This is a genomic window from Pararhizobium sp. LjRoot238 (genome assembly GCF_964252955.1).
Classification (GTDB): Bacteria; Pseudomonadota; Alphaproteobacteria; order Rhizobiales; family Rhizobiaceae; genus Pararhizobium.
The window spans coordinates 1-22859 of sequence record NZ_CAXUPP020000001.1 but is presented as its reverse complement, the minus strand read 5'-3'; the positions used below and the strand labels follow the sequence as shown (position 1 = coordinate 22859).

The window sequence follows — 22859 nt, the reverse complement described above, 5'->3', positions numbered from 1 at the left end:
GTGATAGACCGCTACAAACTTCGTAATGGCTCTCGTAATTACTATGACCGCCTCAAACTCGCTGATCGTCGCCGTGTCTGCCCCTGTGGGGTGTTTCAGCCAGTTAATAACAAGATTGAGATCTAGCTCGGCATTGTGAGGCTTGAGAGATGAAGAGATAAGGATCGTCTGTAGTAGGAAGGATATTTTCTGCAGCCGATGCTAAGGTAATTGCGCAGTCTAAATTTCCGTCCTGGAAATGCGATATCGCGCTTTTCGTCTGGCGTTGTGATGATTCTTTTTTGGTAGTTTCCATCGTCTCGCTATCGCTCTCGAGTTGCTTGGTTTTTCGGGACATAAATTGTTGTTTATTTATTAGAGTTTTTCGACGCAGGCCGCAGCAATATTTGCGCCGCAACCCGCCCCGGTGTATCTGCCTTCCATGCGCCTGAAATCCGAACTCTTCGTCTCCGCTCTGCTTCGCCGGGTTTTTAACCAGGGCGATTACGCGGCCGTGCTGCGCAAGGGCGCTGAAGACGCCGGGGCGATTTTCATCCGGCAGCGGTCGCGGCTTGGCAGCGAAACGCTCTATGCCCCCGCACCCCAGAGTTTCTTTGATGGTCCCGCACCCGGCCGGCTGTTCGAGATCCGGCTTGAAGAGGCCGACGGCGAGGCTGTCGATCAGGCGATTGCCCGCGAGGTGCGTTTCGATCCGGATTGCTGGGTGGTGGAAATCGAGGTTGATGGCCGCGGCGATCTGTTCGATGTCACCGTCGAAAGGGAAGGCTGACGGCGGATTTCAGCGCCCGCGCCCGAAAGTCCGGTGCTGCTGGGTGACTGCGCTGTCGCGCGCGGTCTTTTCCTTGGCGATCGGCGTGCGGCGCGGATCCGCACCGCGTTCGGGGGCAAGATAAGGCTGGTGTTCGGGCTTGGCCGCCGTTTCTTCCTGCTCCGTGCGCAGCCAGGATTGAAGGCGGGCGCGGCTTGTCTCTGGCGTGAGCGAAGCGATGAGGGCATCGCCGCGCGTGGCGCCGCCGAAGCGTTCGCCGAGATCCGGATAGAGCGCGCCAAGGACGAAAAGCGTGTCGGCGGGCTGCATGCCAAGCGCCGTCAGGGCGATGGCCAGTTGCTGGCCGGAAACGTCGAGAAGGATACGTTCGCCGAGTTCCACGCTGGCAGGCAAGGCGGCGGCAAGGCTGGCGGCGAAAAGATTGGCCTCGCCGGAGCGGGCGAAGCGGACGAGAAGCGCCTCGTGAAGCGGGCTTAATGGCTCAATGGCAGGCTCAGCCGGCCCGCCCTGCTTGGGCGCGCGGGCAAGCGCCTTGATATCGCTGCGCAATTTTTCTTCGCGCAGCAGCTTCGCAGTGTCCGATGGATGCATTTCCGGAGCGGCAGGGACGTCAACCGTTTTTGCCGTTGCATTGGCCGTCTGGCGGCGCTCGACAAGCGCATCGACCACGTGAACGGACAGATTGTCGCGGCGGGCAATGGCGGTCGCATGGGCTTGACCCTGGGCGCGGATGATCTGCATGAGGGTCGCGTCGCTGATCGAGGTCGAGCGGGTGAGGAAAATCGCGGCAATGGAAATCGGCGCGTTGCCGATCACGAGCGCCACGGATTGCGGTACGTGCGGGCATTGCGAGAGAGCGGCTGCCGCCTGGCGGCGTGCTTCGTCGCTGGAGGCGGCAAACAGCGGTTCGAACAGTTCCGCAAACTGCTTGAGGTCGGACCGGCGCGGATGGCGCAATCCCTCGAAACCGGTCACGGTCGCCATCAGGACGACGTCCTTCAGCCGTCCTGCCTGCGGCCTTTCCAACTCACGAAACCGGTCCGCCACGGATACACCTACTCGTACATACACACCACTGTCCCGATTTCGGACGCACGGTCTTTCCGGTCATCCGAAGGGATATCGAAATCTCAGGCAAAATCGGAGGGGCATAGCTTCGAACGTCGTGGCCAATGCCGCTAAAGCACTGAAAACATTGGCACCTGCACAGTTCATGCCGACCCTGCCGATCATGGCTGAATGATTGGGAGAGAGTACGGCGACGTGGTTAACATTTCGTTTACCGATCGGGAAGGACGGTATTGGGCATCATGTATGTGACGCGGCATCGCGGCCGCCGGAAGGCTGCGTTGGAACGCAAAACGGGCGGCATCATGCCGCCCGTTGCAATGCTTGCGGGAAATCAGGTCAGTTGCAGCGGTCGTCACCCGGGCGGCACCGGCGGAGCCGACGCTCGCGGTCCATATCCCTGTCGTGGCGCCCTTCGAACCCGCTGCGGCGGTTATCGCGGTCGATGCGGAGCTGCCGATCATCGCGGCGCCGTTCGGCGCGGTTCCGATCCCTGTCGCGGCGGTTGTCGCGGTCGTTGCGGAACTGCCGTTCGTTGTCATCGCGCCGGCGTTCGATACGAGCCCGATCGCGGTCACGGCGGGAGCGCTCGAAGACCTCGTCGTCATCGCCACGGCGCATGCGGTCGAAGGCCTCGTAGTCGCGGCGAATGCGGCGATCGCGCTGATAGCGATCCCCGTCGGTATCGCGGCGATAGTAGTCGCGGTTGCGGCGGTAGTCGTCGCGATCACCGCGATAATAGTCCCGCTGCCTGTAGAAGTCGCGGTTGCGGTAGTAGCGGTCCCAATAGTTGCCGATCTCGAAGGTCACGAACGGAATGCCGAGCGTGTCGTAATAATCCGGCTCCAGGTATACACGGCTCTGCCGGTACTCTACCTGGACGTAGCGGGCGGCGACCCAGCCGCGACCGTAGTAGTAGGAGACGTCGCACCAGGGAATGTCGGCAAGGCAGCCGTGGATTTCGATCGACGTTCCCACGGGAATGACGCTGACCGCCGGATAGCGCGTACTCGGTCCCGATCGCATATTGACATTGGCCGTGGCAAAGCCTGCTGCCGCTTGTGCGGCGGCGGGCAGCAGAAACGCTGCCAGCGCCAGCAAAGCGGCCTTCAATGCGTATTTCCGATGTGTCGTCATCAGCTTTCCATCCCTATCGATCGGCGTCGATCCGCTCTCGCGGCCGTGCCATTCTTTGGCGCACACACCTTTGTTTTTATGTCTTTTTTGAGATGACACCTTTTCAAGGCCGTGCGTGTTTCATGGAGAAACGCCAAAGCCATGCCCTTCGTTCCGAGGAGGTGCGAAAGGCGTCCGCGGGGAACAAAGCAAGCGAAAAACCGGGAACCAAAGACAGGCTGGCGCGTTGAAACGACGTTGGAAAAGGAGCCCCTGACATGGTCGAAAAGAAATTCGCATCCGTACCGAACGACGTCGACGTCGAAGCAAATGCCGTAAGGGCCGATCTCGACAACCAGATCGCCGAATTGCGCGCCGAAATTACCCGGCTGACAGAAACTGTTTCAGCCATCGGCACGGGTGCGAAGGCGGTCGTGGCGTCCGAAGCCGAAGTGCTGACGGAACGCCTGCGCGAACGTGTCCGCGAGGAGCCCGTTTCGACCTTGCTGGCGATCGCCGGGGTCGCCTTCGTCATCGGCTTGCTGGCAAGGCGCTGATCATCGGGGTGGTTGCCCTGTTCCCTTCGGAACGGCGGCGCCTCAGTTGCTCGTCTATTGTCATGTTGAAAGCGGAAGGCTTTGTCCGGTGGTATCGTCCGGGCAAATCAGGTCGGTAAATTAACCGAGAGAAGCGATTTCTATCGCTAGGATTAGGGTTTTGACCATTAAGGAGCTATTAACTATCGTATGGCTCTATCGGATAGCCGGTGGCAGATCACGCGATCCGCAGGCGGCCCCGCTTTTAAGAATGGCATGACATCCGGGTGTCCCGGAAGAAGGAGCAAACGAGAAAGGCGCAGATGTCCGGGCGAAAGCTTGAGGAACGCGTCGGCCCGCAGAACGGGCAGGGTGAAATAAACGATAGTTCATCCGTCTCAACCAGATTTTTGGAGACGAGCATGGCAGAAGTTATTCGAATAGAGGACCGCCTTACGCGGGCACCGCCGAAGCCGGCGATGGGTCCCGTTGCGCCGAGCAACGCCGTCATCCTGTTGTTCACCGGCATCCGCTACGAGCGGCTGGACGGGCATAGGGGTGCAACGCCGCCGAAACCGGTTCCTGACCAGACAAAGAAACATTGAGATATTTTTAGAGCCGGCGCGTCTCATCCCCGCCGCACCTTTTCTGACACACGCCCCTGAATTTTGACTTTTGCGCTTCAGCGCCGGAACGGCTCGCAGCTCGATTCGGCGAGAAAATTACGCACTGGCTCTTCGAAACTGTCGGTCGGGGCGAGCGCCCGCAGCACGGCATAACCTTCCTCCTCCGGCATTTCGACCATGATCGACTGGGCGAGGCTTTCGGGCGGCGTCTTTCTGAGATCGACCAGCTGGATCGGCGTTGCCATCACAAGATCGAGATTGCCGTTCACTGCCGTATGGTCGTTCATGCTGAAAATCTCGTTGGAATCAGCGTCGTAGATCGACAGCGACCAGAAGGGGACCAGGCCCTTGGCGAGGAACCGGGCGGGAGCCGTATCGACCGAGAAGCCGCAGACGGCGACGCGCAGGAAGGGGTCTTCGTTGGCAAGGCCGGTCGGACCCGGCTCATTGGTGAGCGGGAAGAAACTGTCCATCTCGTAGAGACCGAGCACCCGGCTATAGGCATCCTTGCCGGTGAACTGCGGCAGCGCCAGGATGATGACGATGTGCAGCAGTGCTGCACCGACAAGACCGACGAGGATGGCGAAGAGAACACTACGCATCCGGGCACCCCGTCTTGACGATCTTCGGCATGGCGAGATCGATGAGGCCGGAGGAGCCGGCGGTCGGGGTATCGAGCAGCGTCAGTACCAGCTTGAAGGCACCGATGCGGCTGATTGCCAGCCAGTTGTCGGGCTCAGCGACTGGTGAGACATGGATGACGAAGGAACTGTCCGGCTGGCGCAGGACCGTCCAGGCATTGATCGCGCCGGGCAAGGCTGGATCGGCCTTCATGGGCTGATCGTTGGCGCCGGTCGCATAGAGCGTCCAGAAGCGGGCCGGCGGGGTAATGCCGGTTATGTCGTAGGCGCAACCGGAGGAGAGCTTTTTGCCGTCGCTGTCGATGGATGCCGTGAACGGCAGGCCTTCGGCGCCGCCATAAAGCAGCTTGCCTGCGCGTGCCCGGTGCGCCTTGGCATAAGGGTCGGTGTCTTGCGTCTGCGCATCCGGAAAGGCGACCCAGGGGCCGAGCGCGATCGCCCCGAAGCCGACCGTTGCCTTCAAGGCTGATACAGTCGAGACGATGCCGACGCCGAAGGCGACGCACAGGGCAAGGGCGACGAGGAGGGGGATGCGGAACAAGAGGGTTACCTTGGGGATGAAAGTTGAATGGCAGGCGAACGGCGTGTTGAGTTCGTCGCGGCATACCCCCCTCTGTCCCTCCGGGACATCTCCCCCTCAAGGGGGGAGATGGGCGGCCCCACCTCCCCCTTGAGGGGGGAGGTCGCAGCGAAGCTGCGGGTGGGGGTGATCGTCAGGGACGCACAAGGGGTCACCCCACCCCGTCGCTTCGCGCCGACCCTCCCCCTCAAGGGGAGGGTGGACCTGCCAACAATTTCCCCCCTTGTGGGGGAGATGTCCCGGCGGGACAGAGGGGGGCGCCTGGGCGAGCGGTCAGCCGTTGCCATCACGCTTTCAGCGCTGGACTCAGCGTCCCGCATTCCGTCCTCCCTTGACGATATCGCCGGTCGATTGAGGATCGATCACGGCGACCTTGCCGGGAAGGTCGGCCGGCACCTTCAATGGCGGCGCGGTGTTGAATTTCTCGGCGATCGATTTCAAGAGGCGGGTCACGTCGGACGAGAGCGAGCGGGGGCGCACGAGAGGCGGAAGCGCGTTTTCATCCACGGGCTTGGCGGCTGCGACCTCGGCCTCCTTCTTCTTGGCGTCGGGGCCAGGCAGCGGGTTTTCGATACCGGGGATGGCGCGGTGCTCGATACCCTGCTCGGCATAGTCCATCAGCCGTTTGAAGGTCATGGCCGGAAGCGAGCCGCCGGTCATGTTGTTGGTCGAGGTGTAGTCGTCATTGCCGAACCAGACGGCGGTGGTGTAGTCGCCGGTGAAGCCGACGAACCAGGCGTCGCGATAGGCCTGCGTCGTGCCGGTCTTGCCGCCGACGACGATGCCGTTGTCGAGGGCTGCCTTGCGGGCGGTGCCGATGATCGGGATCTGGGTCAGCATGTAGTTCATGTTGGCATTGGCTTCTTCGCTGACGACACGTTTGGCCGGCGGTTCGTCGCGGCCGAAGTCGTAGAGGATGTCGCCGTCGTAATTGAGGATCTGGCTGATGCCGTGGCGGCGGGCCTTGAGACCGCCGGCGGGGAAGACGGCGTAGGCCGTCGCCTGATCGAGGACCGTCATTTCCGACGTGCCGAGCGGCATGGTCTTGTCGGTGCGGAGCGGGGTTTCGACGCCCATCTTCTTGGCCGTCGCGGCGATGATCTCGGTGCCGAGCTCGTCCTTGGCGAGGCGGACAGGAACGGAGTTGATCGACTTGGCGATGGCGGTCAGAAGCGTGACGCGGCCGGAATAGCTGCGGCCGTAATTCTGCGGCGACCAGCCGCGCCACGTAATGGGCGCGTCGCTGATGGTCGATTCCGGCGTGAAGCCTTTTTCCATGGCGGCCGTGTAGGTGTAGACCTTGAAGGACGAGCCCGGCTGGCGCAGCGCCTTGGTGGCGCGGTTGAACTGGCTCTCGCCATAATCCCTTCCGCCGACCATGGCGCGCAGGGCGCCGCCGTTTTCGATCATCACCATGGCGCCCTGCCTGACCTTGTAGCTTTCGCCATATTGCCGAAGGCTCGATTCAACCGATTCTTCGGCGGCCTGCTGCAGGCCCATGTCGATCGTCGTGCGCACGACGAGGGAGTGTTGGGCGAACGCGGCGGCGATGCGCTGCACCTCGTCGAAGGCCCAGTCGAGGAAGAAATCGGGGGCGCGGACCTGCGCCCGGTCGATGACGGTCGCCGGGTTGAGACGGGCGGCGATCACCTGGCCTTCGGTCATCAGGCCGCCCTGGACGAGGTTGGTCAGAACCTCGTTGGCGCGGGCGCGGGCAGCCGGCAGGTTGACATGCGGCGCATAGCGGGCTGGCGCCTTGAACAGGCCGGCGAGCAAGGCGCTTTCGGCGAGATTGATATCGGTGATGTTCTTGCCGAAATAAAACTGCGACGCCGCTGCCGCGCCAAAAGTGCCGCCGCCCATATAGGCGCGGTCGAGATAGAGGCGCAGAATTTCCTTCTTCGACAGGTTACATTCCAGCCAGACGGCAAGGAAGGCCTCCTTGATCTTGCGCTCGATGGTGCGCTCGTTCGACAGGAACAGGTTTTTCGCCAACTGCTGCGTCAGCGTCGAGCCGCCCTGGACGACGCCGCCGGCTCGGGCGTTCTCGGAGATGGCGCGCGACAGACCGAGGAAGTCGATGCCGTAATGATCGAAGAAGCGGCGATCCTCGGTCGCCAGTACCGCCTTGATCAGCGTATCCGGCAATTCGTCGATCGGCACTGAGTCTTCATGGATGATGCCGCGATGGCCGATCTCGTTGCCGTAGCGATCAAGGAAGGTGACGGCGAAATCGCTCTGGGCGCGCCAGTTGCCCTTGGTCTCCTCGAAGGCCGGCAGCGCCAGCGCCAGCATCAGCACGGAGCCGGCGGTGCCCCAGGTCATGCACTCGCCGAGCACCTCGAACAGCGCCTTCTTCCAGCCGCGCACGGTAAAGCGGCGGAAGAAGATGGTGATGTCCTCCCACCAGACGCCGAGGCGGAAACCGGCGTTCCAGACGGTCGAATCGATCCAGCTGTCGATGCGCAGCAGGATATGGCGCTTCCTTGGGCGATCATCCTGCGGGACGCTCCGGGTCTGGTTGTCGTCTTGGCTTGGATCCTGCACGGCGGTCTGCGTCCTGATGGCTTACTGCGCCGCGCGTCAATTTCGATGCGCAAGGGACGCAGGAGCACTTCAATCTGCCGCATAATTCCTCAAATCGAGTTCGAATTCAGGAGCTATGCAGTGGGTTTCCCGGTCGATATTTGCATGGGGCGGGTTTCTATTCTACGCCGATATCGCTAATGAGCCTTAAAAAACCGGCAATCTTTTGTAAAATTGTCGCAGAAAACCAACACAGGAAAGTACGAAAATCATGGGCGCCGAGCCCTTCTGGAAGATAAAAAGCCTGGCCGAGATGACGAATGCGGAGTGGGAAAGCCTCTGCGATGGCTGTGGGCTCTGTTGTCTCAACAAGCTCGAGGATTGGGATACGGGCGAGATCGCCTGGACCAATATCGGCTGCACGCTGCTCGACGGCGAGACTTGCCGCTGCAAGGACTATCCGAACCGGCAAGCGACGGTGCCGGATTGCATCCGGCTGACACCGGAGGAGGTCGAGACGCTCACCTGGCTGCCGCCGACCTGCGGCTACCGGCTGGTGCGCGACGGGCATGATCTCTACTGGTGGCATCCGCTGGTTTCCGGTGACCCGGAGACGGTGCACCAGGCAGGCATTTCCGCGCGCGGGCGCACCGTCAGCGAGGATGGCGTCGGTGTCGAGGATTTCGAGGATTATCTGGTGGACTGGCCGCTGACCGTGGGGGCGGAGGCGAAACGGTAAGCTATTCCGCAGGCTCCTCGGATTTCTGCGGGGTTTCCTCCGTCTTCTGAAGGGTTTCCTCCGTCTTCTGCAGGGTTTTTGGCGCGACGTTGCGCCAGGCGGTTTCCATCACGTGGTCGATGATGTCCTCGTCGGCATCCATGAACCAGACCGAGGTCCAGCCCTTTTCGCCCCAGCCGCCGGGGACCGCGGCGCAGACGCTGGGTTCGGTTTCGATCAACATCCTCTGCTGATCGGGCGTAAACTTGAAGACGGCCCGGCCGGCTTCCGGCAGGGACATGAAAATACGATTGCCAACGCGAAAATCGCGTTTTCCGAAATGGGCGCTTTCAACCGCGCCCGGCAGGCTCAAAGCCCGCTTTTCCAGGTCCTCGGTCCTCATTTCGGAAGATTACCACGCATCGCCAAATGTACAAAATTAAGAAAATTATCCCAATAGGAAAATAATCTTATTCACTTTTAAACATTGCGGCGAAGCCCACCTTCGCCATACCTTGCCGAGTTTGATTTCAGGTATAACCGGCGCACCGCTCTGAAAATCTCAGATGCCGAACGCGCAGAACAGCTTCTTGCTCGCGCTCGCGGCAAGCGTCTTACTTATCGGCGGATTGACGAAAGCGCTCGCGCCTAAGCAAAAGGCACACAAAATTCTAAGAACCCACAGGAAAACACGGTATAAACCGTGAACGCCCTCTTGCTTTAAAGGAAAACCTACCTGCCAAATAGTAGGTGACACCGAATCGCAACTTCGGTGTCACCTTGCAACCAAGCCATAGGACGGCTCGATATGTTGGCAGTAAAGACTCTGAATCCTCGAATCGGTCTAGTCAAGCCGTCCTATGGTAAAAAACATAGGAGCCTTAGATGGCCGATACATTCCAGGTCACATGCCATAAACCCGACAACTACGATCGTGACAGACGCCTGCAGGGCCTAGGAGGCCCTGGCGGAGACGGTTGGTACAGGACGATTGATGCGCTGATTAGCCTTATTAAGGCAGGCGATAAGTTTTGGACCGTCGATCAGAAAAACAATTCTGTTTGGATAATCGTGGCCGAAAGGAACGGTCGCGAATATCTGAAAACGGAATCAGACGGGATCGAGCCTAACAATCTCTTGGCGCTCCCTCACTGTCCATAGATCCATCCGGCGCAACGTTCCTCCCATGCTTCGGCTTGGGAGGGGTTTTTGGTTCAGGCGGCGTCTTCAGCATGCGCCGAAGGACTTCGTCGCCCTTTTCCTCGTCAACTTTTGGAGTTGTGTCTATCATGTCAGATTCTGAACCTATCGTTCTTCCGTCACTGGAACCGATGCAGGCCGAAGTCGGCAAGTGCATAGCGGCCTTCTCGTCTGTGGAGTCGTTCTTGGCAATGCTCTATGCAACCCTGATGCACCCGGCCCCGCGTAAATTGAGTTTGCTATCATTTGACGCAGCACGGCACATAGAAATCAAATGCCGAATGCTCAGGTCCATCGGGCCGCACTGCCTATCAGGAGGAAATCTGGAAGACTTTGACAAAATCATGCAGCGCGTTAGGCGCAAGTCAGAGATGCGGCACAAAATCGCCCACTGGCAGGTGAGCCACTGGCACAAGAATCAACCCGTCTCGACTCACAAGGAAATGGGAGAGCTAGAACCCCGTCTCATGCCTGCATACTTCAGCGCAGGGAACCTCGACTTTTCCCCCGACAACCCAATCGGGATGTCTGAGCTTATAGATTTTTCTTCAGGCTGCCGTGTACTCGCTAACGATATCATCCAGTTCGGCATGCGCTTCCCCCTTCGACAAGACGACAAGGACTAGGCTTGCGATATCTTCGTATGAAGCATCCTCCAAAAGCCTGTCAGAATCCCGGTAACTTAGGTAGGCTGAGTCTGCCTGTAGCATTTCTAGGGAGATCACGATCTTTTCCGGCCTGTCACGCTCGCGAATCATGCCATTTCCAGTCGCGATACGTCAAATATACAATTAGGAAAATAATCCTTGACGCCGTGACGGTGGTTTGATAGGGTTATGGCATAGTCGGAAAAGTGCGGGTGGGGTGGCGGTTTCGCCTCTCCTCGAAAGGGTCACCCCACCCCGGAGCTTCGCTCCGACCCTGCCCCTCAAGGGGAGGGTGGGTATCCGGCGCTTGGCATCATCGGCGTTACGAACGCTGCTCTCAAGGACATTGCGATGACGTCTGATCTGGATTTTGATCCGGAGCTGTTTGGCCTGTGGCCGAAGGCGCCGGTCTATGACGGGCTGCGGCCGGGCGGTGAGGCAGAACTCGAGGCTATGGCGCGACATGTCATTCTCGACACCAAGGCTGAGCGCACCTCGCTGGACGATCTGCAGGACATGCTGAACGGCATGACGAAGGAACTGCGCGAGCAGATGCAGCAGTTCCAGCGGCTGCGCGATGCGGCACGGCTGCGGGAGGTGGAGGCGGGCGAGGAGATCGACCGCAAGCTGATCCAGGCGGACGCCAAGGCGAGCATCGAGGCGATGTCGCTGATCGTGCGCACGCTTGAAAAGATCGACAGCCTGCAGAGGACGATTGCGCATGACCGGGAAGTACGGGCGGAATCCGCCTTCGACGAGGAGGCTTATGAAAGCTTCGTGGCCGAAATCGAGCTCCGCATCGAAGCGCGCGCCAAAGCCCTCTCCGCCAGAAATGCCGGGCAGGACGCGGACGTCGATGATGACGGCGGGGGCGCCCGAAGCAGTCGAGGGACCGCGGGCGACAGCCCGCCCGGAGCAGCGCGAGGACCGACTTCGGACGAAGGCAAGGTGCCGTAAGACGGGGAAGATCACGGTGGATTTCAAATATCGCGGGCAGGGGATCGACAGCGATTTCCGCCGCGCGAACGAGACGCTGCAGGGGATAATCGACATCGCAGGCGCACGGACGCTGCAGGCAGAGGCAGATCCGGTGTGTCAGAACACCGTACACGACAGTGGCCCTTCAACCCCCCTCTGCCCTGTCGGGCATCTCCCCCACAAGGGGGGAGATCGACGCGGGGCTGACCTCTCGCTTCCTATCCCACCCCTTGAGGGGGAGACGTCACGAGGTGACGGAGGGGGGCATTCTCGAGGCTGCGATATACCGCTACCCGAGAATGACCACGTCCCCGCCGCGATCGAGGGCAGGGAGAAATTGCCGGACTGCAAAGCGGCGATCGCTTTGCCCGCACTGCCGGCGACGGCGGAAGAAGGGGCGCGGTCTGCTGGAATTCCTGAGGCGGATCGCCCCGGCAACGCGCCGTCGCCCTTCGATATCCGCAGCGTCGAGCGTGCGTTCCTCCTTCGCTACCGCCGGGACTGGCGCAGTTCGCGCCGCGACGAACAAAAGCCGCCTCCCGGCGACTGGCGGGTCTGGCTGCTGATGGGCGGGCGCGGTTCGGGCAAGACGCGGGCGGGTGCCGAATGGGTGCAGGACCTGGCCGGCGGCAAGGATGCGCGGCCGGGATTGCGCATTGCGCTGGTGGCCGAGACCTTGGGCGATGCGCGCGAGGTGATGATTGACGGCGTTTCCGGCATCTGCCGGATCGCGCGGAAAAACCGGCCGGACTTCGAGGCATCGCGGCGCAGGCTCGTCTGGCCGAACGGGACGGTGGCGCAGATATTCTCCTCCGAGGATCCGGAAAGCCTGCGCGGGCCGCAGTTCGACTATGCCTGGTGCGACGAACTCGGCAAATGGAAACATGGGCAGGAAACCTGGGATATGCTGCAGTTTGCGCTCAGGCTTGGCGACGATCCGCGGGCGCTGGTGACGACGACGCCGCGGCCAGTGCCGGCCCTGAAGGCGCTGGTCGCCGATCCCGGGACGGTAACGCGGCGGATCCGCACCAGCGACAACGTTGATAACCTCGCACCGGGATTCCTCGACGCCATGGCCGGGCGCTATGGCGGCACGCGGCTCGGGCGGCAGGAACTTGACGGCGAGATGATCGAGGACCGCGAGGATGGGCTCTGGTCGCGGGCGGGGATCGAGGCATTGAAACTGCGCGACGCCGGGCCGCTTGGCCGCATCGTCGTCGCGGTCGATCCGCCATCCGGCGGGGGCCGAGAATCCTGTTGTGGTATCATTGTGGCAGGCCTCGACCGGACCGGGCGCGGCGTCGTGCTGGCGGATTGTTCGGTCGAGGGCGCGAGCCCGGCCGGATGGGCCGGCGCGGTGGTCAAGGCCTATCGGCGGTTTGATGCCGACCGGATCGTTGCCGAGGTCAACCAGGGCGGCGACATGGTGCAGGCGGTGCTGAAGGGCATCGACGCGCAATTGCCGGTGACGGCGGTCAGGGCGTCGCGCGGAAAATGGCTGAGGGCGGAACCGGTTGCGGCCCTCTACGAGCAGGGGCGGGTGGTGCATGCCGGCTCGTTTCCGGCGCTCGAGGACCAGATGTGCGATTTCGGGCCGGACGGACTGTCATCGGGACGCTCGCCGGACCGGCTGGACGCGCTGGTCTGGGCGCTAACGGCGCTGATGCTGGAAGGCGGCGGCGAGCCGCGGGTGCGGGGGATTTGATGGTGCTTTTGCAAAGCGAACTGGTGGAAACCGAATGGCTCACACTTGAACCTAAACCGAGAGATCACCCCACCCCGGAGCTTCGCTCCGACCCTCCCCCTCAAGGGGAGGGTGGACGGGCGCCGACCCGGCCAAGCCTGAGACAGGCGTGACGGTGGGGAGAAAGCGCACGACGACAATGCGAGACGGCGCGGCATTCTTCCTCTTCTCCCCGCCGGGGAGAAGGTGGCCCGCAGGGCCGGATGAGAAGCCACCGAGTGCGAAGCCTGCCGAAAGACCCCCTCATCGCCTCGCCTGCGCTCGGCACTTCTCCCGCTGGGGAGAAGAGGGAGACCCACCTCCCCCTTGAGGGGGGAGGTCGCCGCAAAGCGGCGGGTGGGGGTGACCCGCTGTTTGGCACAAAAGTTCACCCCACCCCGGAGCTTTGCTCCGACCCTCCCCCTCAAGGGGAGGGTGTTCGCCATCGCTATTTGCGCGGTGTGGAGGCGGAGGGTTTGGGGTTTGCCGAGGCGCTTTCGCGCATCTGGCGCCATTCGTTTTCGAGGCGTTCGAACTGGGCCTGGGAAATTTGCTGGGCCGGCATGGGCGATCCTCTCTTTGGTTCTGCAACGTCCGGTAATGGCGACGGCGCTGAAAGGTTCCGCGCCGCGCGGCGTTGCCGGCGGAAAAATCAGGATGGGATAATCAGCGTTTTTCGTCGTTGCCGGTGGACGGCTTTTGGGCGGAGGAGGCATTGAGGCGCATCTGCTGCCATTCGCTCTCGAACCGGTCCAGGATGTGCTGGGGGACCGTCGAGCGGATGGTGCCGGCCTGTATCTTCGTCTCTGCGTTCATGCGATCCTCCTTGACGAAAGGGCAATGTCATATTGCTGTCTTCAAATTCCACATCCTAAAGACAAAGTAAATCAGTGAATTAAATAGTTTAAACGATTTAAATTGGTTAAATCGATTTAGACTCACGACTTTTTTCAACGGGATGAATGGCGGTGGAGCGACAATGGCGATGAATCGGGCAGCCTTTTTCAAAGCGGTACGTGCGTCACTTTTCGACGATGTCCTGAAGCAGGGCCAGGTCGAGGGGTTGACGGCGATTCTTGATCGTTGGGCGCAGATGCCTGCGCCGGCCGACAGGCGCTGGCTCGCCTATATGCTGGCGACCGCGCATCACGACACCGGCCGCACGATGCAGCCGGTGCGCGAAACCTTCGCAAAGACAGACGAGCGGGCGATCGCCATTCTGGAGGCATCGTTTCGCAAGGGCAGGCTGCCGTCGGTGTCGGTTGCGTACTGGCGGCGCGATGGCGAGGGCAAGAGCTGGCTCGGGCGCGGGCTGGTGCAACTGACGCACAGGGAGAACTATGCGAAGATGGCGGCGGCAACGGGGATCGACCTGCTGGCGCATCCGGAGCGGGCGATGGAGCTTCCGGTCGCCGTCGATATCCTGTTTGCGGGCATGCAGAGCGGCGCCTTTACCGGCAAGAAACTCGGCGACTATTTCTCTCTTTCCCGGGAGAGCTGGACGGGCGCCCGCCGGATCATCAACGGCCGCGACAAGGCGGAACTGGTGGCAAGCTACGGCAAACAGTATCTCGCGGCCCTGCGGCTCGCGTCCGGCGCGCCGTCGGCGCTTGGCCGGTCCGCCGCTTAACGGAGAGCAACTCCGGTGAAAGCCCGAGTCCAGGACACGACAGTTTTGAGAGTACCCCCTCTGTCACTGCGTGACATCTCCCCCTCAAGGGGGGAGATCGGGAGTAAGAGGCCCGCCCCAAGCCAATCTCCCCCCTTGAGGGGGAGATGCCCGACAGGGCAGAGGGGGGTGAAAGGGCCGCGTCGTCTATTGCGGTTTCAGACCCACTCATCGGTGCATTCGAGGATTGAGACATCATGAAAAACCCATTTCGTCTGCCGTGGCGGCGCCCGGCGGAGGGCGAGCGCCTGCGCGAAACCAAGGCGACGTCCGGCTTCATCGCGATCGCGCATGAGGGCCGGGCGCATTGGACCGGGCGGTCCTATGCAGCACTTGCCCGCGAGGGCTTCATGAGGAACCCGGTGGCGCACCGGGCAGTAAGGCTGATTTCGGAAGCGGCGGCAGCGGTGCCGCTGCTCCTCTACGAGGGGAGCGGGGAACGCAGCGAGCATCCACTGCTTTCGCTTATGGCACGGCCGAATGGGCGCATGGCGGGTGTCGATTTCCTGGAGACGCTCTACGGTCACCTGCTGCTGTCGGGCAATGCCTATGTCGATGCGGTCAGTGTCGGCGAGGAAGTGCGCGAACTGCATCTCCTGCGGCCGGACCGCGTCAGCATCCGCGAGGGACGCGACGGCTGGCCGGAGGCCTATGAATACCGGGTCGGCAACCATGTGCGGCGGATCGCGGCGGGCGAGGGAGGGCTCTTGCACTTGCGGCTCTTTCATCCGCTCGACGATCACTTGGGATTTCCGCCGCTGGCGGCGGCGCAGATGGCGCTCGATCTCTCCAATGCGGCGGCGACCTGGAACAAGGCGCTGCTCGACAATTCGGCCCGGCCTTCGGGCGCGCTCGTCTATCAGCCGAAGGAGGGTGGCAATCTTTCGGCCGACCAGTACGACCGGCTGAAGACGGAACTCGACGAGGGCTATTCCGGGCCGATGCGGGCGGGCCGCCCGCTCTTGCTCGAAGGCGGGCTCGACTGGAAGGCGATGGGGCTTTCGCCGAAGGACATGGATTTCGTCGAGGCGAAGAACGGGGCAGCACGCGACGTAGCGCTCGCCTTCGGCGTGCCGCCGATGCTGATCGGCATTCCCGGCGACAACACCTATGCCAATTACCAGGAGGCCAACCGGGCCTTCTATCGGCTGACGGTCCTGCCGATGATCGGGCGCACCGCCTCGGCGCTGTCCGGCTGGCTGTCTGCGCGTTTTGGCGAAACGCTGAAGCTGGTGCCGGACCTCGACCAGGTGACCGGGCTGACGGGCGAGCGCAGCGAAGTCTGGGCGCGGGTGAAGGACGCGGATTTCCTGACCGACGAGGAGAAGCGGCAGGCGGTGGGGTATTGAGCACTTGCCGCGAGCCTGATTTGCAAGATGCTTCAGAGGCTTGCCGGGCGATCCGGATTCGATCGGCGACGACCCTGAATCAAATTCTGAGCACCCTGAATCGATTTTCGAAGAGGGGCAGCCAAGCGGTTCAAAAGACTCGGGAATTTCCGTGGCTGACGCAGCGTCAAGCGGTGCCTGACCCTCGGTGAGAAGGTTGCAGTTACGTCAACAATGATCAATTCCAATAATAGCATCAAGGGCTTAACAAATGGCTGATTTTGGCAATGACCCTGGCCTTTGGGCGGCCAAGGGCATCGGCTCGGCGGCAGGCGCTGCCGTATCGCTTGTCTACATGCTGCCGAAGGGCAAGCGCGAGGCGGGATCCCGTTTCTTTAGCGGCCTGCTCTGCGGGCTGATCTTCGGCGGGCCCGCGGGCCTGTGGATTGTCACCAAGCTCGGCATCGCTGGCAGCCTTTCCGGCACCGAGGTCATGCTGACCGGATCGGCGGCTGCCAGCCTGTCGGCCTGGTGGGTGCTCGGCGCGGTGGCGCGGGTAGCGGAACGCTACGGCAGAAAATAACGGCGGCGATCGCCGTCCCATTCCAGACATCGGAGATACCCATGACGACCGACAGCCTGCCTGTCTGGCGAACGAAGAAGTTCGCCAATCTGACGCTTGCCGGGGTGACCGGGGAAGGGCGTTTTTCCGGCTATGCCAGCATCTTCGGCGAGGTCGATCTCGGCAAGGACGCGATCGAGCCGGGGGCGTTTTCACAATCGCTTGCGCGGCGCGGCGCCGGTGGCGTGCGCATGCTGTTCCAGCACGATCCGGGCGAGCCGCTCGGCGCCTGGAAGACGATCCGCGAGGATAGGCGCGGGCTTTATGTCGAGGGGCTGCTTTCGCCCGGCGTCGCCCGCGCCAAGGAGGTGCACCAGCTGATGAAGGCGGGCGCGCTCGACGGGCTGTCGATCGGTTTTCAGACCGTGAAGGCAAAAACCGACAGGGGCGGCGTGCGCCGTATCCTCGAAGCCGACCTCTGGGAAATCTCGATCGTGACCTTCCCGATGCTGCCATCGGCCCGGGTCTCGAACGTGAAGAATGCGCGGTTCTTCCGCGACAAGGAAACGGAGCTCGTGCGCACCATGCGGCGGGCGGCCCGGATGATGAAGCTCTGACAAGAAGGATATGCCAATGAGTAAGACGAGCAGTGTGGCGCCCGAGATCAAGGTAGCCCCCGAGATCAAGGTAGCTCCAGAGATCAAGACGGGGCCGGAGACGATGACCGCCGCCTTCGAGGATTTCATGGGGGCCTTCGAGGCGTTCAAGGAAACCAATGATCGGCGGCTGGGCGAGCTGGAAAGCAAGCTGACGGCTGATGTCGTCACCCGCGACAAGATCGACCGGATCAGCCGCACGATGGACGAGCAGAAGCGGCTGGTCGACCAGATGGCGCTGAAGAAGGCGCGGCCGGCGCTTGGCCGCAGCGGCGAGACGAGCCTGGAGGCGAGCGAGCACAAGGCGGCCTTTGAAAGTTATATCCGCAGGGGCGACGAGCAGGCGCTGCGCGAGCTGGAGGCCAAGGCGTTTTCGATCGGCTCGGCGAGTGACGGCGGCTATCTGGTGCCGAACGAGACGGATACCGAGATAGGGCGGCGGCTTTCCGTCGTCTCGCCGATCCGGGCGATGGCGACGGTCAGGCAGGTGTCCGGCTCGGTGCTGAAGAAGCCTTTTGCGCTTGCGGGCATGGCGACCGGCTGGGTGGCGGAAACGGCGGCGCGGCCGCAGACGACGACGCCGCAGCTGGCCGAACTGTCCTTCCCGACGATGGAGCTTTACGCCATGCCGGCAGCAACGGCGGCACTGCTCGACGATGCGGCGGTCGATATTGAGAACTGGATTGCGTCGGAGGTCGATATCGCCTTTGGCGAGCAGGAGGGCACGGCCTTCGTGTCCGGCGACGGCACCAACAAGCCGAAGGGGTTCCTGAGCTACACCAATGTGGCCGAGGCGAGCTGGAGCTGGGGCAATATCGGCTATATCGCCACGGGGGCTGCCGGCGCCTTCAAGGCGAGCGGCCCGTCCGACACGCTGATCGACACGATCTATGCGCTGAAGGCCGGGCACCGGCAGAATGCAAGCTTCGTGATGAACCGGAAGACGCAGGCCGAAATCCGCAAGTTCAAGGATGCCGACGGCAATTATCTCTGGCACCCGCCGGCGGCAGCGGGCCAGCAGGCTTCGCTGATGGGCTTCCCGATCGCCGAGGCCGAGGACATGCCGGATATCACCGCCGACAGCACCTCGATCGCCTTCGGCAATTTTGCCGCCGGCTACCTCGTCGTCGACCGCACCGGCGTGCGGGTGCTGCGCGATCCCTATTCCGCCAAGCCCTATGTGCTGTTCTACACGACCAAGCGCGTCGGCGGCGGAGTGCAAAATTTCGAGGCTATCAAGCTCGTCAAATTCGCAGCATCTTGAAAAGGCGCGGGGCAGCCCTTTCTCAAAGGGATGCAGATCATTCGCGCCGGCGGTCTTCCCTGCCGCATGGCGCGAGGGCGGACGCGGCTCCCCTCCCGCCGCGTCCGTCCATTTTCCCGCCCTTCGAGCGTTTCCGTTTTCTCCGAGCCACGAAAACGCTCGACCGCTTTATTTCACGCAATGCCGGACGGAAAGCCGCTTCGCACCTTTCCTGGCATTGCGCTAAACGGAGATTTCCATGACCATCACCGAACTGACGCCGCCCGTCGGCGAGCCGCTGACGCTTGCCGAGACGAAGGCGCATCTGCGCATCGACGGCAGCGCCGAGGACGATCTGATTTCATCCCTGATCCGCACCGCGCGCGAGCATCTGGAGCGGGAGACGGGGCTGGCGCTCTTGGCCCGCACCTTCCGGCTCTATCTCGACGACTGGCCGCCAACACGGGTGATTCAGATTGTCAGGGGGCCGGTGCAAACGATTGAAGGCGTTACGGTTTACGATGCGGACGGCACGCCGGGAGAGATCGATGTTTCCGGGTTTGTGCTCGACGGCCGGGCGCGTCCGGCGCGGTTGATCCTGCCTGAGCAGCCGGCGCCGGGGCGGGCGATCAATGGCATCGAGATCGATTTTTCCGCCGGTTTCGGGGCGACAGGCGCCGACGTGCCGGACACGCTGAAGCGGGCGATGCTGCTGCACGCGGCGCTGCTCTACGAGTTTCGCGGCGCGGTGACGCCCGAGGACCAGCCGGCGGCGGTGCCGGCCGGATACGACCGGCTGATTGCGCCGTTTCGCCGGCGGGGGCTTTGACCATGCAGGCTCTCGATCCCGGTCAGATGTCGGCGCGCTTGGACCTGGAGAGGCGCGATGATGCGAGCGACGGGCAGGGTGGCATCGTGCCCGGCTTTGCTGCCGTCACCTCGCTCTGGGCGCGGATCGAGCCGGTTTCGTTCAAGGACGAAGAGCGCGCTGACGAGGAAGTTTTCACCGTGACGCACCGCATCTGGATCCGGTTTCGCGAGGACCTGGTGGCGGGCATGCGGTTTCACAAGGGCGAGCGGCTTTTTGCTCTGCGGGCATGGTACGACCCAGACGAGACGAGGCGCTATCTCGTTTGCCAGTGCACGGAGGAGGGACGATGAGCGCGGCGGCGGCCTTGCAGAAGGCGATCTATGAGAGACTGGCGGGCGACGCCGCGTTGATCGCGCTGATCGGGGATGGCGGCGTGCGGGATCATCTGCAGACGGGGTCGCACCGGCCCGGCGTCTGGATTGTCAGCCTGGAGAGCCGCGATGCCTCGACCGCGAGCGAAGCGGGAGAAGAGCATCTTGTCACGCTGGAGGTTCGCACCGGCGAGAGTGGCAACCGGATGGCGCAGCAGATTACGGCACGCGTTCGGGTTCTGCTGGATGACGCCAAGCTGGTGCTCGACGGCTTCGCGTTCGTCAGCCTGTTTCACCGGCGCACCCGGATTGGTAGGGAAGCGAAGGCCAAGGGACATGTCGCGGAAATGGTGTTCCGGGCGGTGACGGAGTGACTGACCTTGTGTCGCTGTTCCTTAGGTGAGTGGATGTATTTACAATGTCCATACGATCCATTACATAAGGAGCGTGCTGCACGGAGTGACCGAAAATGTCTGCCTCAAGGAAAGATGAAACCATCAGTCTGCGCATGGATGCAAGGACGCGCGAGGTCATATCGCGGGCTGCTGCAATCTGCGGAAAATCTGTGACCTCCTTCATGACAGAGGCAGCCTATTCCTCGGCACAGAAGGAACTTCTCGATCATCGGTTTGTCGGTGTCGATGCCACTGTCTTCGATGCCGTCGAAACACTGCTTTCGGAACCCGCAAAGGTGCATCCGAGGCTCGTCGAACTGTTCAAGGCAAACCGCGAGTGGATTGACTGAGCGTCGATGTTTCGGAAACCGGCTCCGCTTGGCGACCATCACAGGGTAGACGACTTCGACAGCGGCAAACCTTCCTTGGACGCCTTTCTGAAGGAAATGGCGCTCTACAACCAGCATCAGGGCTATAGCCGAACATTCGTCGTTGCCGATGCGGATTACCGGGTTGCTGGCTACCACTCTCTGTGTGCTGGAATGATCAGCCGGGAAAATGCCCCGCGGCAGGTAAAGGGGCATCAGGCGCCGAAGGAAATTCCTGTCGCTCTACTGGCGCGACTGGCGGTCGACAGGCGGTATCAGGGCCAAGGTCTTGGCCTTGCCTTGCTGAAAAATGCTTTGCTGTCTGTAATATCAACCGCCCAACTCGTAGCCTTTCGCGCCGTGATGGTTCATGCGCTGGATGACGAGGCCGAGATGTTTTATGCGAAATACGGCTTTCGGGCTGCGAAGGGGCTGGAGCGAACATTGCTCTTGCCGACGAAGGACATTGCGATGTCCCTGCAAGCTACGATCTAAAATCAATCTCGTTTTCTCTCGAAAGGCGCCCCTCGCGGGCGCTTTTTTCGTTTCAGGAAGGACAAAACATGGTGGCGCAGAAGGGGAAGGATCTTCTTTTGAAGATCGAAAATGGCGGAAGTTATGTGACCGTGGCGGGGCTTCGTTCCAAGCGGCTGGCGTTCAATGCCGAGACGGTGGATGCGACGGACGCGGAATCGGCGGGGCGGTGGCGGGAACTGCTGGGTGGGGCGGGCGTGCAGCGGGCTTCGGTCTCCGGTGCGGGCATTTTCAAGGACCAGAGTTCGGATGCGCTGGTGCGCGCGGCCTTCTTCAACGGCTCGATCCTCAACTGGGAGATCGTCATCCCCGATTTCGGCACGCTGACCGGCGCCTTCCAGGTGACGGCGCTCGAATATTCCGGCCAGTACAATGGCGAGATCCTGTTTGAAACCGCGCTTGAATCGGCGGGCGCGCTGACCTTTGCGGCGCTCTGACGATGGTGCGGCACAATGTGGCTACGGGCCGGGCCAACCGGCATCGCGGCGAGGTGGAGGCGGTAATTGGCGGCGAGCGGCGGATTCTTTGCCTGACGCTCGGCAGTCTTGCCGAGCTGGAAACGGCTTTTGCGGCCGACAATCTGATGGAGCTCGCGGCGCGATTTTCCTCCGGCCGGCTGAAGGCGGCGGACATGATCCGGATCCTGAGCGCCGGTTTGCGCGGTGGCGGCAATCTGGTCTCCGACGAGGATGTCGCCGAGATGAGCGTCGAGGGCGGCATTGCCGGTCTGGCGCGGTTGACCGGCGAACTGCTGACGGCGACCTTCGGCGGCGCGGAGGAACTGCCAAACCCTTGAGGGCCGCAGCGGGCGAGGGGGATCATCAGGCCGCGCCATTTCCATGGAGCGCGGCGATGCATGCCGGGCTTTGCCTGCTGCGGCTTCCGGCGAAGGATTTCTGGGCGATGACGCCGCGCGAGTTGCAGGCGGCGCTGGGCGGGCTGCGACCACGCGCGGCGATGCCGGAGCGTGCAGGGCTGGAGGCGCTGATGGGGGCGTTTCCGGATCGGACAGCGAGTAGTGAGTAGTGAGTAGTGAGTAGTGAGTAGTGAGTAGTGAGTAGTGAAATAGGGGACCTCGTCGCCTATTCGCTACTCGCTATTCGCCATTTCCTAGAGGAGAGACACGATGACTGACGAGACGGATTTTTCGGCGGCGGCGGACGATGCGGAGGCATTGAAGGACGTGCTCGACGATCTGGAGCGGCGTTCGCGCTCGTTCGGCTCGGCGCTGACGGGTGCGCTGGCTTCGGCGACGCGCGGCGGCAAGGGGCTGGAGGATGTGTTGCGCAGCGCCGGTTTACGGTTGACGGAGATCGCGCTTTCGGCGGGATTGAAGCCGCTGGAGGGGTTGCTGGGCTCGGCCTTGTCGGGGCTTGCTGGCAGCTTCAGCGGGGCGACGGCCTTTGCCGATGGCGGGGTGCCGGGCCGGGTGACGCCCTTTGCCACTGGCGGCGTCGTTTCGGCGCCCACCTATTTCCCGATGGACGGGCAGATGGGGCTGATGGGCGAAGCGGGATCGGAGGCTATCTTGCCGTTGAAACGCGGTGCTGACGGCGCGCTCGGCGTGGCCGCTTCGGGCGGTGCGGCGCCGATGAATGTCGTCTTCAACGTCACAGCATCCGACGCGCAGAGTTTCCGCAAGTCCGAGGGACAGATCGCGGCGATGCTGACGCGGACGGTGGGCCGCGGGCGGCGGGGGATGTGAAGCTTCGGTATATCGCCAATCTCTTTCAGCCTCCAATGCCCCTCACCCTAGCCCTCTCCCCGTTCACGGGGAGAAGGTGCCCGATAGGG

29 protein-coding genes and 1 pseudogene are annotated in these 22859 nt (G+C 62.2%); 23 read left to right on the top strand and 7 right to left on the bottom strand.

The features are described from left to right. Positions 1-421: 421 nt before the first annotated feature. Complete coding sequence (locus tag ACSQ3F_RS00150; protein WP_436098345.1) at positions 422-769, top strand: DUF1491 family protein; 348 nt, start codon at positions 422-424, stop codon at positions 767-769. 9 nt (positions 770-778) lie between these two features. On the opposite strand, the gene ACSQ3F_RS00145 is transcribed toward ACSQ3F_RS00150, so the two are convergent. Beyond that, positions 779-1816, bottom strand: coding sequence for a DUF2336 domain-containing protein (locus tag ACSQ3F_RS00145; RefSeq protein WP_436098344.1), 1038 nt, complete (start codon positions 1814-1816; stop codon positions 779-781). A gap of 360 nt (positions 1817-2176) precedes the next feature. Continuing rightward, on the bottom strand, positions 2177-2950 hold the full coding sequence (locus ACSQ3F_RS00140; RefSeq protein WP_436101992.1) for an SH3 domain-containing protein: 774 nt from the start codon (positions 2948-2950) through the stop codon (positions 2177-2179). Positions 2951-3231: 281 nt separating this feature from the next. Here ACSQ3F_RS00140 and ACSQ3F_RS00135 point away from each other — a divergent pair, with 281 nt between their 5' ends. Continuing rightward, the gene (locus ACSQ3F_RS00135) at positions 3232-3510 is read left to right on the top strand and encodes a hypothetical protein (RefSeq protein ID WP_037132821.1); all 279 of its coding nucleotides are present in this window, start codon (positions 3232-3234) and stop codon (positions 3508-3510) included. A 401-nt stretch (positions 3511-3911) separates the two neighbouring features. Further along, entirely contained in the window at positions 3912-4094 is a 183-nt protein-coding gene (locus tag ACSQ3F_RS00130) for a hypothetical protein (RefSeq protein WP_349433472.1), read from the top strand. 77 nt (positions 4095-4171) lie between these two features. Here ACSQ3F_RS00130 and ACSQ3F_RS00125 read toward each other — a convergent pair whose 3' ends face one another. The 3 genes from ACSQ3F_RS00125 to ACSQ3F_RS00115 all read right to left on the bottom strand — a co-directional run bounded on the left by ACSQ3F_RS00125 (position 4172) and on the right by ACSQ3F_RS00115 (position 7883). Continuing rightward, complete coding sequence (locus tag ACSQ3F_RS00125; RefSeq protein WP_436098343.1) at positions 4172-4717, bottom strand: DUF1254 domain-containing protein; 546 nt, start codon at positions 4715-4717, stop codon at positions 4172-4174. After that, positions 4710-5297: a DUF1214 domain-containing protein gene (locus ACSQ3F_RS00120; protein ID WP_436098342.1), complete on the bottom strand. Its 588-nt coding sequence runs from the start codon at positions 5295-5297 to the stop codon at positions 4710-4712. Before ACSQ3F_RS00120 ends, ACSQ3F_RS00125 begins: the two co-directional genes overlap by 8 nt. Positions 5298-5642: 345 nt before the next feature. Beyond that, positions 5643-7883 (bottom strand): transglycosylase domain-containing protein, encoded by a 2241-nt coding sequence (locus tag ACSQ3F_RS00115; RefSeq protein WP_436098341.1) that lies wholly within the window; start codon positions 7881-7883, stop codon positions 5643-5645. Positions 7884-8133: 250 nt separating this feature from the next. Here ACSQ3F_RS00115 and ACSQ3F_RS00110 point away from each other — a divergent pair, with 250 nt between their 5' ends. Then, complete coding sequence (locus ACSQ3F_RS00110) at positions 8134-8601, top strand: YcgN family cysteine cluster protein (RefSeq protein WP_436098340.1); 468 nt, start codon at positions 8134-8136, stop codon at positions 8599-8601. 1 nt (position 8602) lies between these two features. Here ACSQ3F_RS00110 and ACSQ3F_RS00105 read toward each other — a convergent pair whose 3' ends face one another. Continuing rightward, positions 8603-8983 carry an MmcQ/YjbR family DNA-binding protein gene (locus ACSQ3F_RS00105; RefSeq protein WP_436098339.1) on the bottom strand — a complete coding sequence of 127 codons (381 nt, stop codon included), beginning with the start codon at positions 8981-8983 and terminating at the stop codon, positions 8603-8605. Between the two features lie 76 nt (positions 8984-9059). On the opposite strand from ACSQ3F_RS00105, the pseudogene ACSQ3F_RS00100 reads away from it, so the two are divergent. The 5 genes and pseudogenes from ACSQ3F_RS00100 to ACSQ3F_RS00080 form a co-directional block, all read left to right on the top strand. Then, a pseudogene (locus ACSQ3F_RS00100) lies at positions 9060-9232 on the top strand (IS1595 family transposase); the annotation flags it as partial. A gap of 233 nt (positions 9233-9465) precedes the next feature. Then, on the top strand, positions 9466-9741 hold the full coding sequence (locus tag ACSQ3F_RS00095) for a DUF3892 domain-containing protein (protein ID WP_436098338.1): 276 nt from the start codon (positions 9466-9468) through the stop codon (positions 9739-9741). Positions 9742-9869: 128 nt separating this feature from the next. Further along, positions 9870-10406 (top strand): hypothetical protein, encoded by a 537-nt coding sequence (locus ACSQ3F_RS00090; protein ID WP_436098337.1) that lies wholly within the window; start codon positions 9870-9872, stop codon positions 10404-10406. 372 nt (positions 10407-10778) lie between these two features. Continuing rightward, a complete protein-coding gene (locus ACSQ3F_RS00085; RefSeq protein WP_436098336.1) occupies positions 10779-11384 on the top strand; it encodes a hypothetical protein in 606 nt (201 codons plus the stop codon). A gap of 478 nt (positions 11385-11862) precedes the next feature. Beyond that, positions 11863-13110 carry a DNA-packaging protein gene (locus ACSQ3F_RS00080; RefSeq protein ID WP_436101991.1) on the top strand — a complete coding sequence of 416 codons (1248 nt, stop codon included), beginning with the start codon at positions 11863-11865 and terminating at the stop codon, positions 13108-13110. A gap of 684 nt (positions 13111-13794) precedes the next feature. On the opposite strand, the gene ACSQ3F_RS00075 is transcribed toward ACSQ3F_RS00080, so the two are convergent. Then, positions 13795-13944 (bottom strand): hypothetical protein, encoded by a 150-nt coding sequence (locus tag ACSQ3F_RS00075; RefSeq protein WP_436098335.1) that lies wholly within the window; start codon positions 13942-13944, stop codon positions 13795-13797. Between the two features lie 163 nt (positions 13945-14107). Here ACSQ3F_RS00075 and ACSQ3F_RS00070 point away from each other — a divergent pair, with 163 nt between their 5' ends. The 14 genes from ACSQ3F_RS00070 to ACSQ3F_RS00005 all read left to right on the top strand — a co-directional run bounded on the left by ACSQ3F_RS00070 (position 14108) and on the right by ACSQ3F_RS00005 (position 22770). Beyond that, positions 14108-14758 carry a hypothetical protein gene (locus tag ACSQ3F_RS00070; RefSeq protein ID WP_436098334.1) on the top strand — a complete coding sequence of 217 codons (651 nt, stop codon included), beginning with the start codon at positions 14108-14110 and terminating at the stop codon, positions 14756-14758. 236 nt (positions 14759-14994) lie between these two features. Further along, positions 14995-16146 carry a phage portal protein gene (locus ACSQ3F_RS00065; RefSeq protein ID WP_436098333.1) on the top strand — a complete coding sequence of 384 codons (1152 nt, stop codon included), beginning with the start codon at positions 14995-14997 and terminating at the stop codon, positions 16144-16146. A gap of 250 nt (positions 16147-16396) precedes the next feature. Further along, positions 16397-16708, top strand: coding sequence for a DUF6107 family protein (locus tag ACSQ3F_RS00060; RefSeq protein WP_436098332.1), 312 nt, complete (start codon positions 16397-16399; stop codon positions 16706-16708). 41 nt (positions 16709-16749) lie between these two features. After that, positions 16750-17304 (top strand): HK97 family phage prohead protease, encoded by a 555-nt coding sequence (locus tag ACSQ3F_RS00055; protein ID WP_436098331.1) that lies wholly within the window; start codon positions 16750-16752, stop codon positions 17302-17304. 16 nt (positions 17305-17320) lie between these two features. Then, positions 17321-18607, top strand: a complete 1287-nt coding sequence (locus ACSQ3F_RS00050; protein ID WP_436098330.1) for a phage major capsid protein — start codon at positions 17321-17323, stop codon at positions 18605-18607. Positions 18608-18845: 238 nt separating this feature from the next. Continuing rightward, complete coding sequence (locus ACSQ3F_RS00045; RefSeq protein WP_436098329.1) at positions 18846-19415, top strand: head-tail connector protein; 570 nt, start codon at positions 18846-18848, stop codon at positions 19413-19415. A 2-nt stretch (positions 19416-19417) separates the two neighbouring features. Then, positions 19418-19747 carry a phage head closure protein gene (locus ACSQ3F_RS00040; RefSeq protein ID WP_436098328.1) on the top strand — a complete coding sequence of 110 codons (330 nt, stop codon included), beginning with the start codon at positions 19418-19420 and terminating at the stop codon, positions 19745-19747. Continuing rightward, positions 19744-20142, top strand: coding sequence for a DUF3168 domain-containing protein (locus tag ACSQ3F_RS00035; protein ID WP_436098327.1), 399 nt, complete (start codon positions 19744-19746; stop codon positions 20140-20142). Before ACSQ3F_RS00040 ends, ACSQ3F_RS00035 begins: the two co-directional genes overlap by 4 nt. 95 nt (positions 20143-20237) lie before the next feature. Beyond that, positions 20238-20513: a DUF1778 domain-containing protein gene (locus ACSQ3F_RS00030; RefSeq protein ID WP_436098326.1), complete on the top strand. Its 276-nt coding sequence runs from the start codon at positions 20238-20240 to the stop codon at positions 20511-20513. A 96-nt stretch (positions 20514-20609) separates the two neighbouring features. After that, the gene (locus ACSQ3F_RS00025; protein ID WP_436098325.1) at positions 20610-21026 is read left to right on the top strand and encodes a GNAT family N-acetyltransferase; all 417 of its coding nucleotides are present in this window, start codon (positions 20610-20612) and stop codon (positions 21024-21026) included. 68 nt (positions 21027-21094) lie between these two features. Further along, complete coding sequence (locus ACSQ3F_RS00020; RefSeq protein ID WP_436098324.1) at positions 21095-21502, top strand: phage major tail protein, TP901-1 family; 408 nt, start codon at positions 21095-21097, stop codon at positions 21500-21502. Between the two features lie 2 nt (positions 21503-21504). After that, complete coding sequence (locus ACSQ3F_RS00015; protein ID WP_436098323.1) at positions 21505-21861, top strand: gene transfer agent family protein; 357 nt, start codon at positions 21505-21507, stop codon at positions 21859-21861. Beyond that, positions 21858-22091: a rcc01693 family protein gene (locus ACSQ3F_RS00010; RefSeq protein WP_436098322.1), complete on the top strand. Its 234-nt coding sequence runs from the start codon at positions 21858-21860 to the stop codon at positions 22089-22091. Before ACSQ3F_RS00015 ends, ACSQ3F_RS00010 begins: the two co-directional genes overlap by 4 nt. 100 nt (positions 22092-22191) lie before the next feature. Beyond that, positions 22192-22770 (top strand): phage tail tape measure protein, encoded by a 579-nt coding sequence (locus tag ACSQ3F_RS00005; protein ID WP_436098321.1) that lies wholly within the window; start codon positions 22192-22194, stop codon positions 22768-22770. Positions 22771-22859 lie beyond the last annotated feature (89 nt).

What these genes read in the sequence shown, in the direction of transcription:
- ACSQ3F_RS00005 (WP_436098321.1), top strand. Translation starts at nt 22,192, where the DNA reads ATGACTGACGAGACGGATTTTTCGGCGGCGGCGGACGATGCGGAGGCA.
- ACSQ3F_RS00110 (WP_436098340.1), top strand. Translation starts at nt 8,134, where the DNA reads ATGGGCGCCGAGCCCTTCTGGAAGATAAAAAGCCTGGCCGAGATGACG.
- ACSQ3F_RS00045 (WP_436098329.1), top strand. Translation starts at nt 18,846, where the DNA reads ATGACCATCACCGAACTGACGCCGCCCGTCGGCGAGCCGCTGACGCTT.
- ACSQ3F_RS00070 (WP_436098334.1), top strand. Translation starts at nt 14,108, where the DNA reads ATGGCGATGAATCGGGCAGCCTTTTTCAAAGCGGTACGTGCGTCACTT.
- ACSQ3F_RS00105 (WP_436098339.1), bottom strand. Translation starts at nt 8,983, where the DNA reads ATGAGGACCGAGGACCTGGAAAAGCGGGCTTTGAGCCTGCCGGGCGCG.
- ACSQ3F_RS00035 (WP_436098327.1), top strand. Translation starts at nt 19,744, where the DNA reads ATGAGCGCGGCGGCGGCCTTGCAGAAGGCGATCTATGAGAGACTGGCG.
- ACSQ3F_RS00075 (WP_436098335.1), bottom strand. Translation starts at nt 13,944, where the DNA reads ATGAACGCAGAGACGAAGATACAGGCCGGCACCATCCGCTCGACGGTC.
- ACSQ3F_RS00150 (WP_436098345.1), top strand. Translation starts at nt 422, where the DNA reads ATGCGCCTGAAATCCGAACTCTTCGTCTCCGCTCTGCTTCGCCGGGTT.
- ACSQ3F_RS00015 (WP_436098323.1), top strand. Translation starts at nt 21,505, where the DNA reads ATGGTGCGGCACAATGTGGCTACGGGCCGGGCCAACCGGCATCGCGGC.
- ACSQ3F_RS00055 (WP_436098331.1), top strand. Translation starts at nt 16,750, where the DNA reads ATGACGACCGACAGCCTGCCTGTCTGGCGAACGAAGAAGTTCGCCAAT.
- ACSQ3F_RS00095 (WP_436098338.1), top strand. Translation starts at nt 9,466, where the DNA reads ATGGCCGATACATTCCAGGTCACATGCCATAAACCCGACAACTACGAT.
- ACSQ3F_RS00060 (WP_436098332.1), top strand. Translation starts at nt 16,397, where the DNA reads ATGGCTGATTTTGGCAATGACCCTGGCCTTTGGGCGGCCAAGGGCATC.
- ACSQ3F_RS00025 (WP_436098325.1), top strand. Translation starts at nt 20,610, where the DNA reads ATGGCGCTCTACAACCAGCATCAGGGCTATAGCCGAACATTCGTCGTT.
- ACSQ3F_RS00135 (WP_037132821.1), top strand. Translation starts at nt 3,232, where the DNA reads ATGGTCGAAAAGAAATTCGCATCCGTACCGAACGACGTCGACGTCGAA.
- ACSQ3F_RS00065 (WP_436098333.1), top strand. Translation starts at nt 14,995, where the DNA reads ATGAAAAACCCATTTCGTCTGCCGTGGCGGCGCCCGGCGGAGGGCGAG.
- ACSQ3F_RS00020 (WP_436098324.1), top strand. Translation starts at nt 21,095, where the DNA reads ATGGTGGCGCAGAAGGGGAAGGATCTTCTTTTGAAGATCGAAAATGGC.
- ACSQ3F_RS00085 (WP_436098336.1), top strand. Translation starts at nt 10,779, where the DNA reads ATGACGTCTGATCTGGATTTTGATCCGGAGCTGTTTGGCCTGTGGCCG.
- ACSQ3F_RS00050 (WP_436098330.1), top strand. Translation starts at nt 17,321, where the DNA reads ATGAGTAAGACGAGCAGTGTGGCGCCCGAGATCAAGGTAGCCCCCGAG.
- ACSQ3F_RS00030 (WP_436098326.1), top strand. Translation starts at nt 20,238, where the DNA reads ATGTCTGCCTCAAGGAAAGATGAAACCATCAGTCTGCGCATGGATGCA.
- ACSQ3F_RS00040 (WP_436098328.1), top strand. Translation starts at nt 19,418, where the DNA reads ATGCAGGCTCTCGATCCCGGTCAGATGTCGGCGCGCTTGGACCTGGAG.
- ACSQ3F_RS00125 (WP_436098343.1), bottom strand. Translation starts at nt 4,717, where the DNA reads ATGCGTAGTGTTCTCTTCGCCATCCTCGTCGGTCTTGTCGGTGCAGCA.
- ACSQ3F_RS00090 (WP_436098337.1), top strand. Translation starts at nt 9,870, where the DNA reads ATGTCAGATTCTGAACCTATCGTTCTTCCGTCACTGGAACCGATGCAG.
- ACSQ3F_RS00130 (WP_349433472.1), top strand. Translation starts at nt 3,912, where the DNA reads ATGGCAGAAGTTATTCGAATAGAGGACCGCCTTACGCGGGCACCGCCG.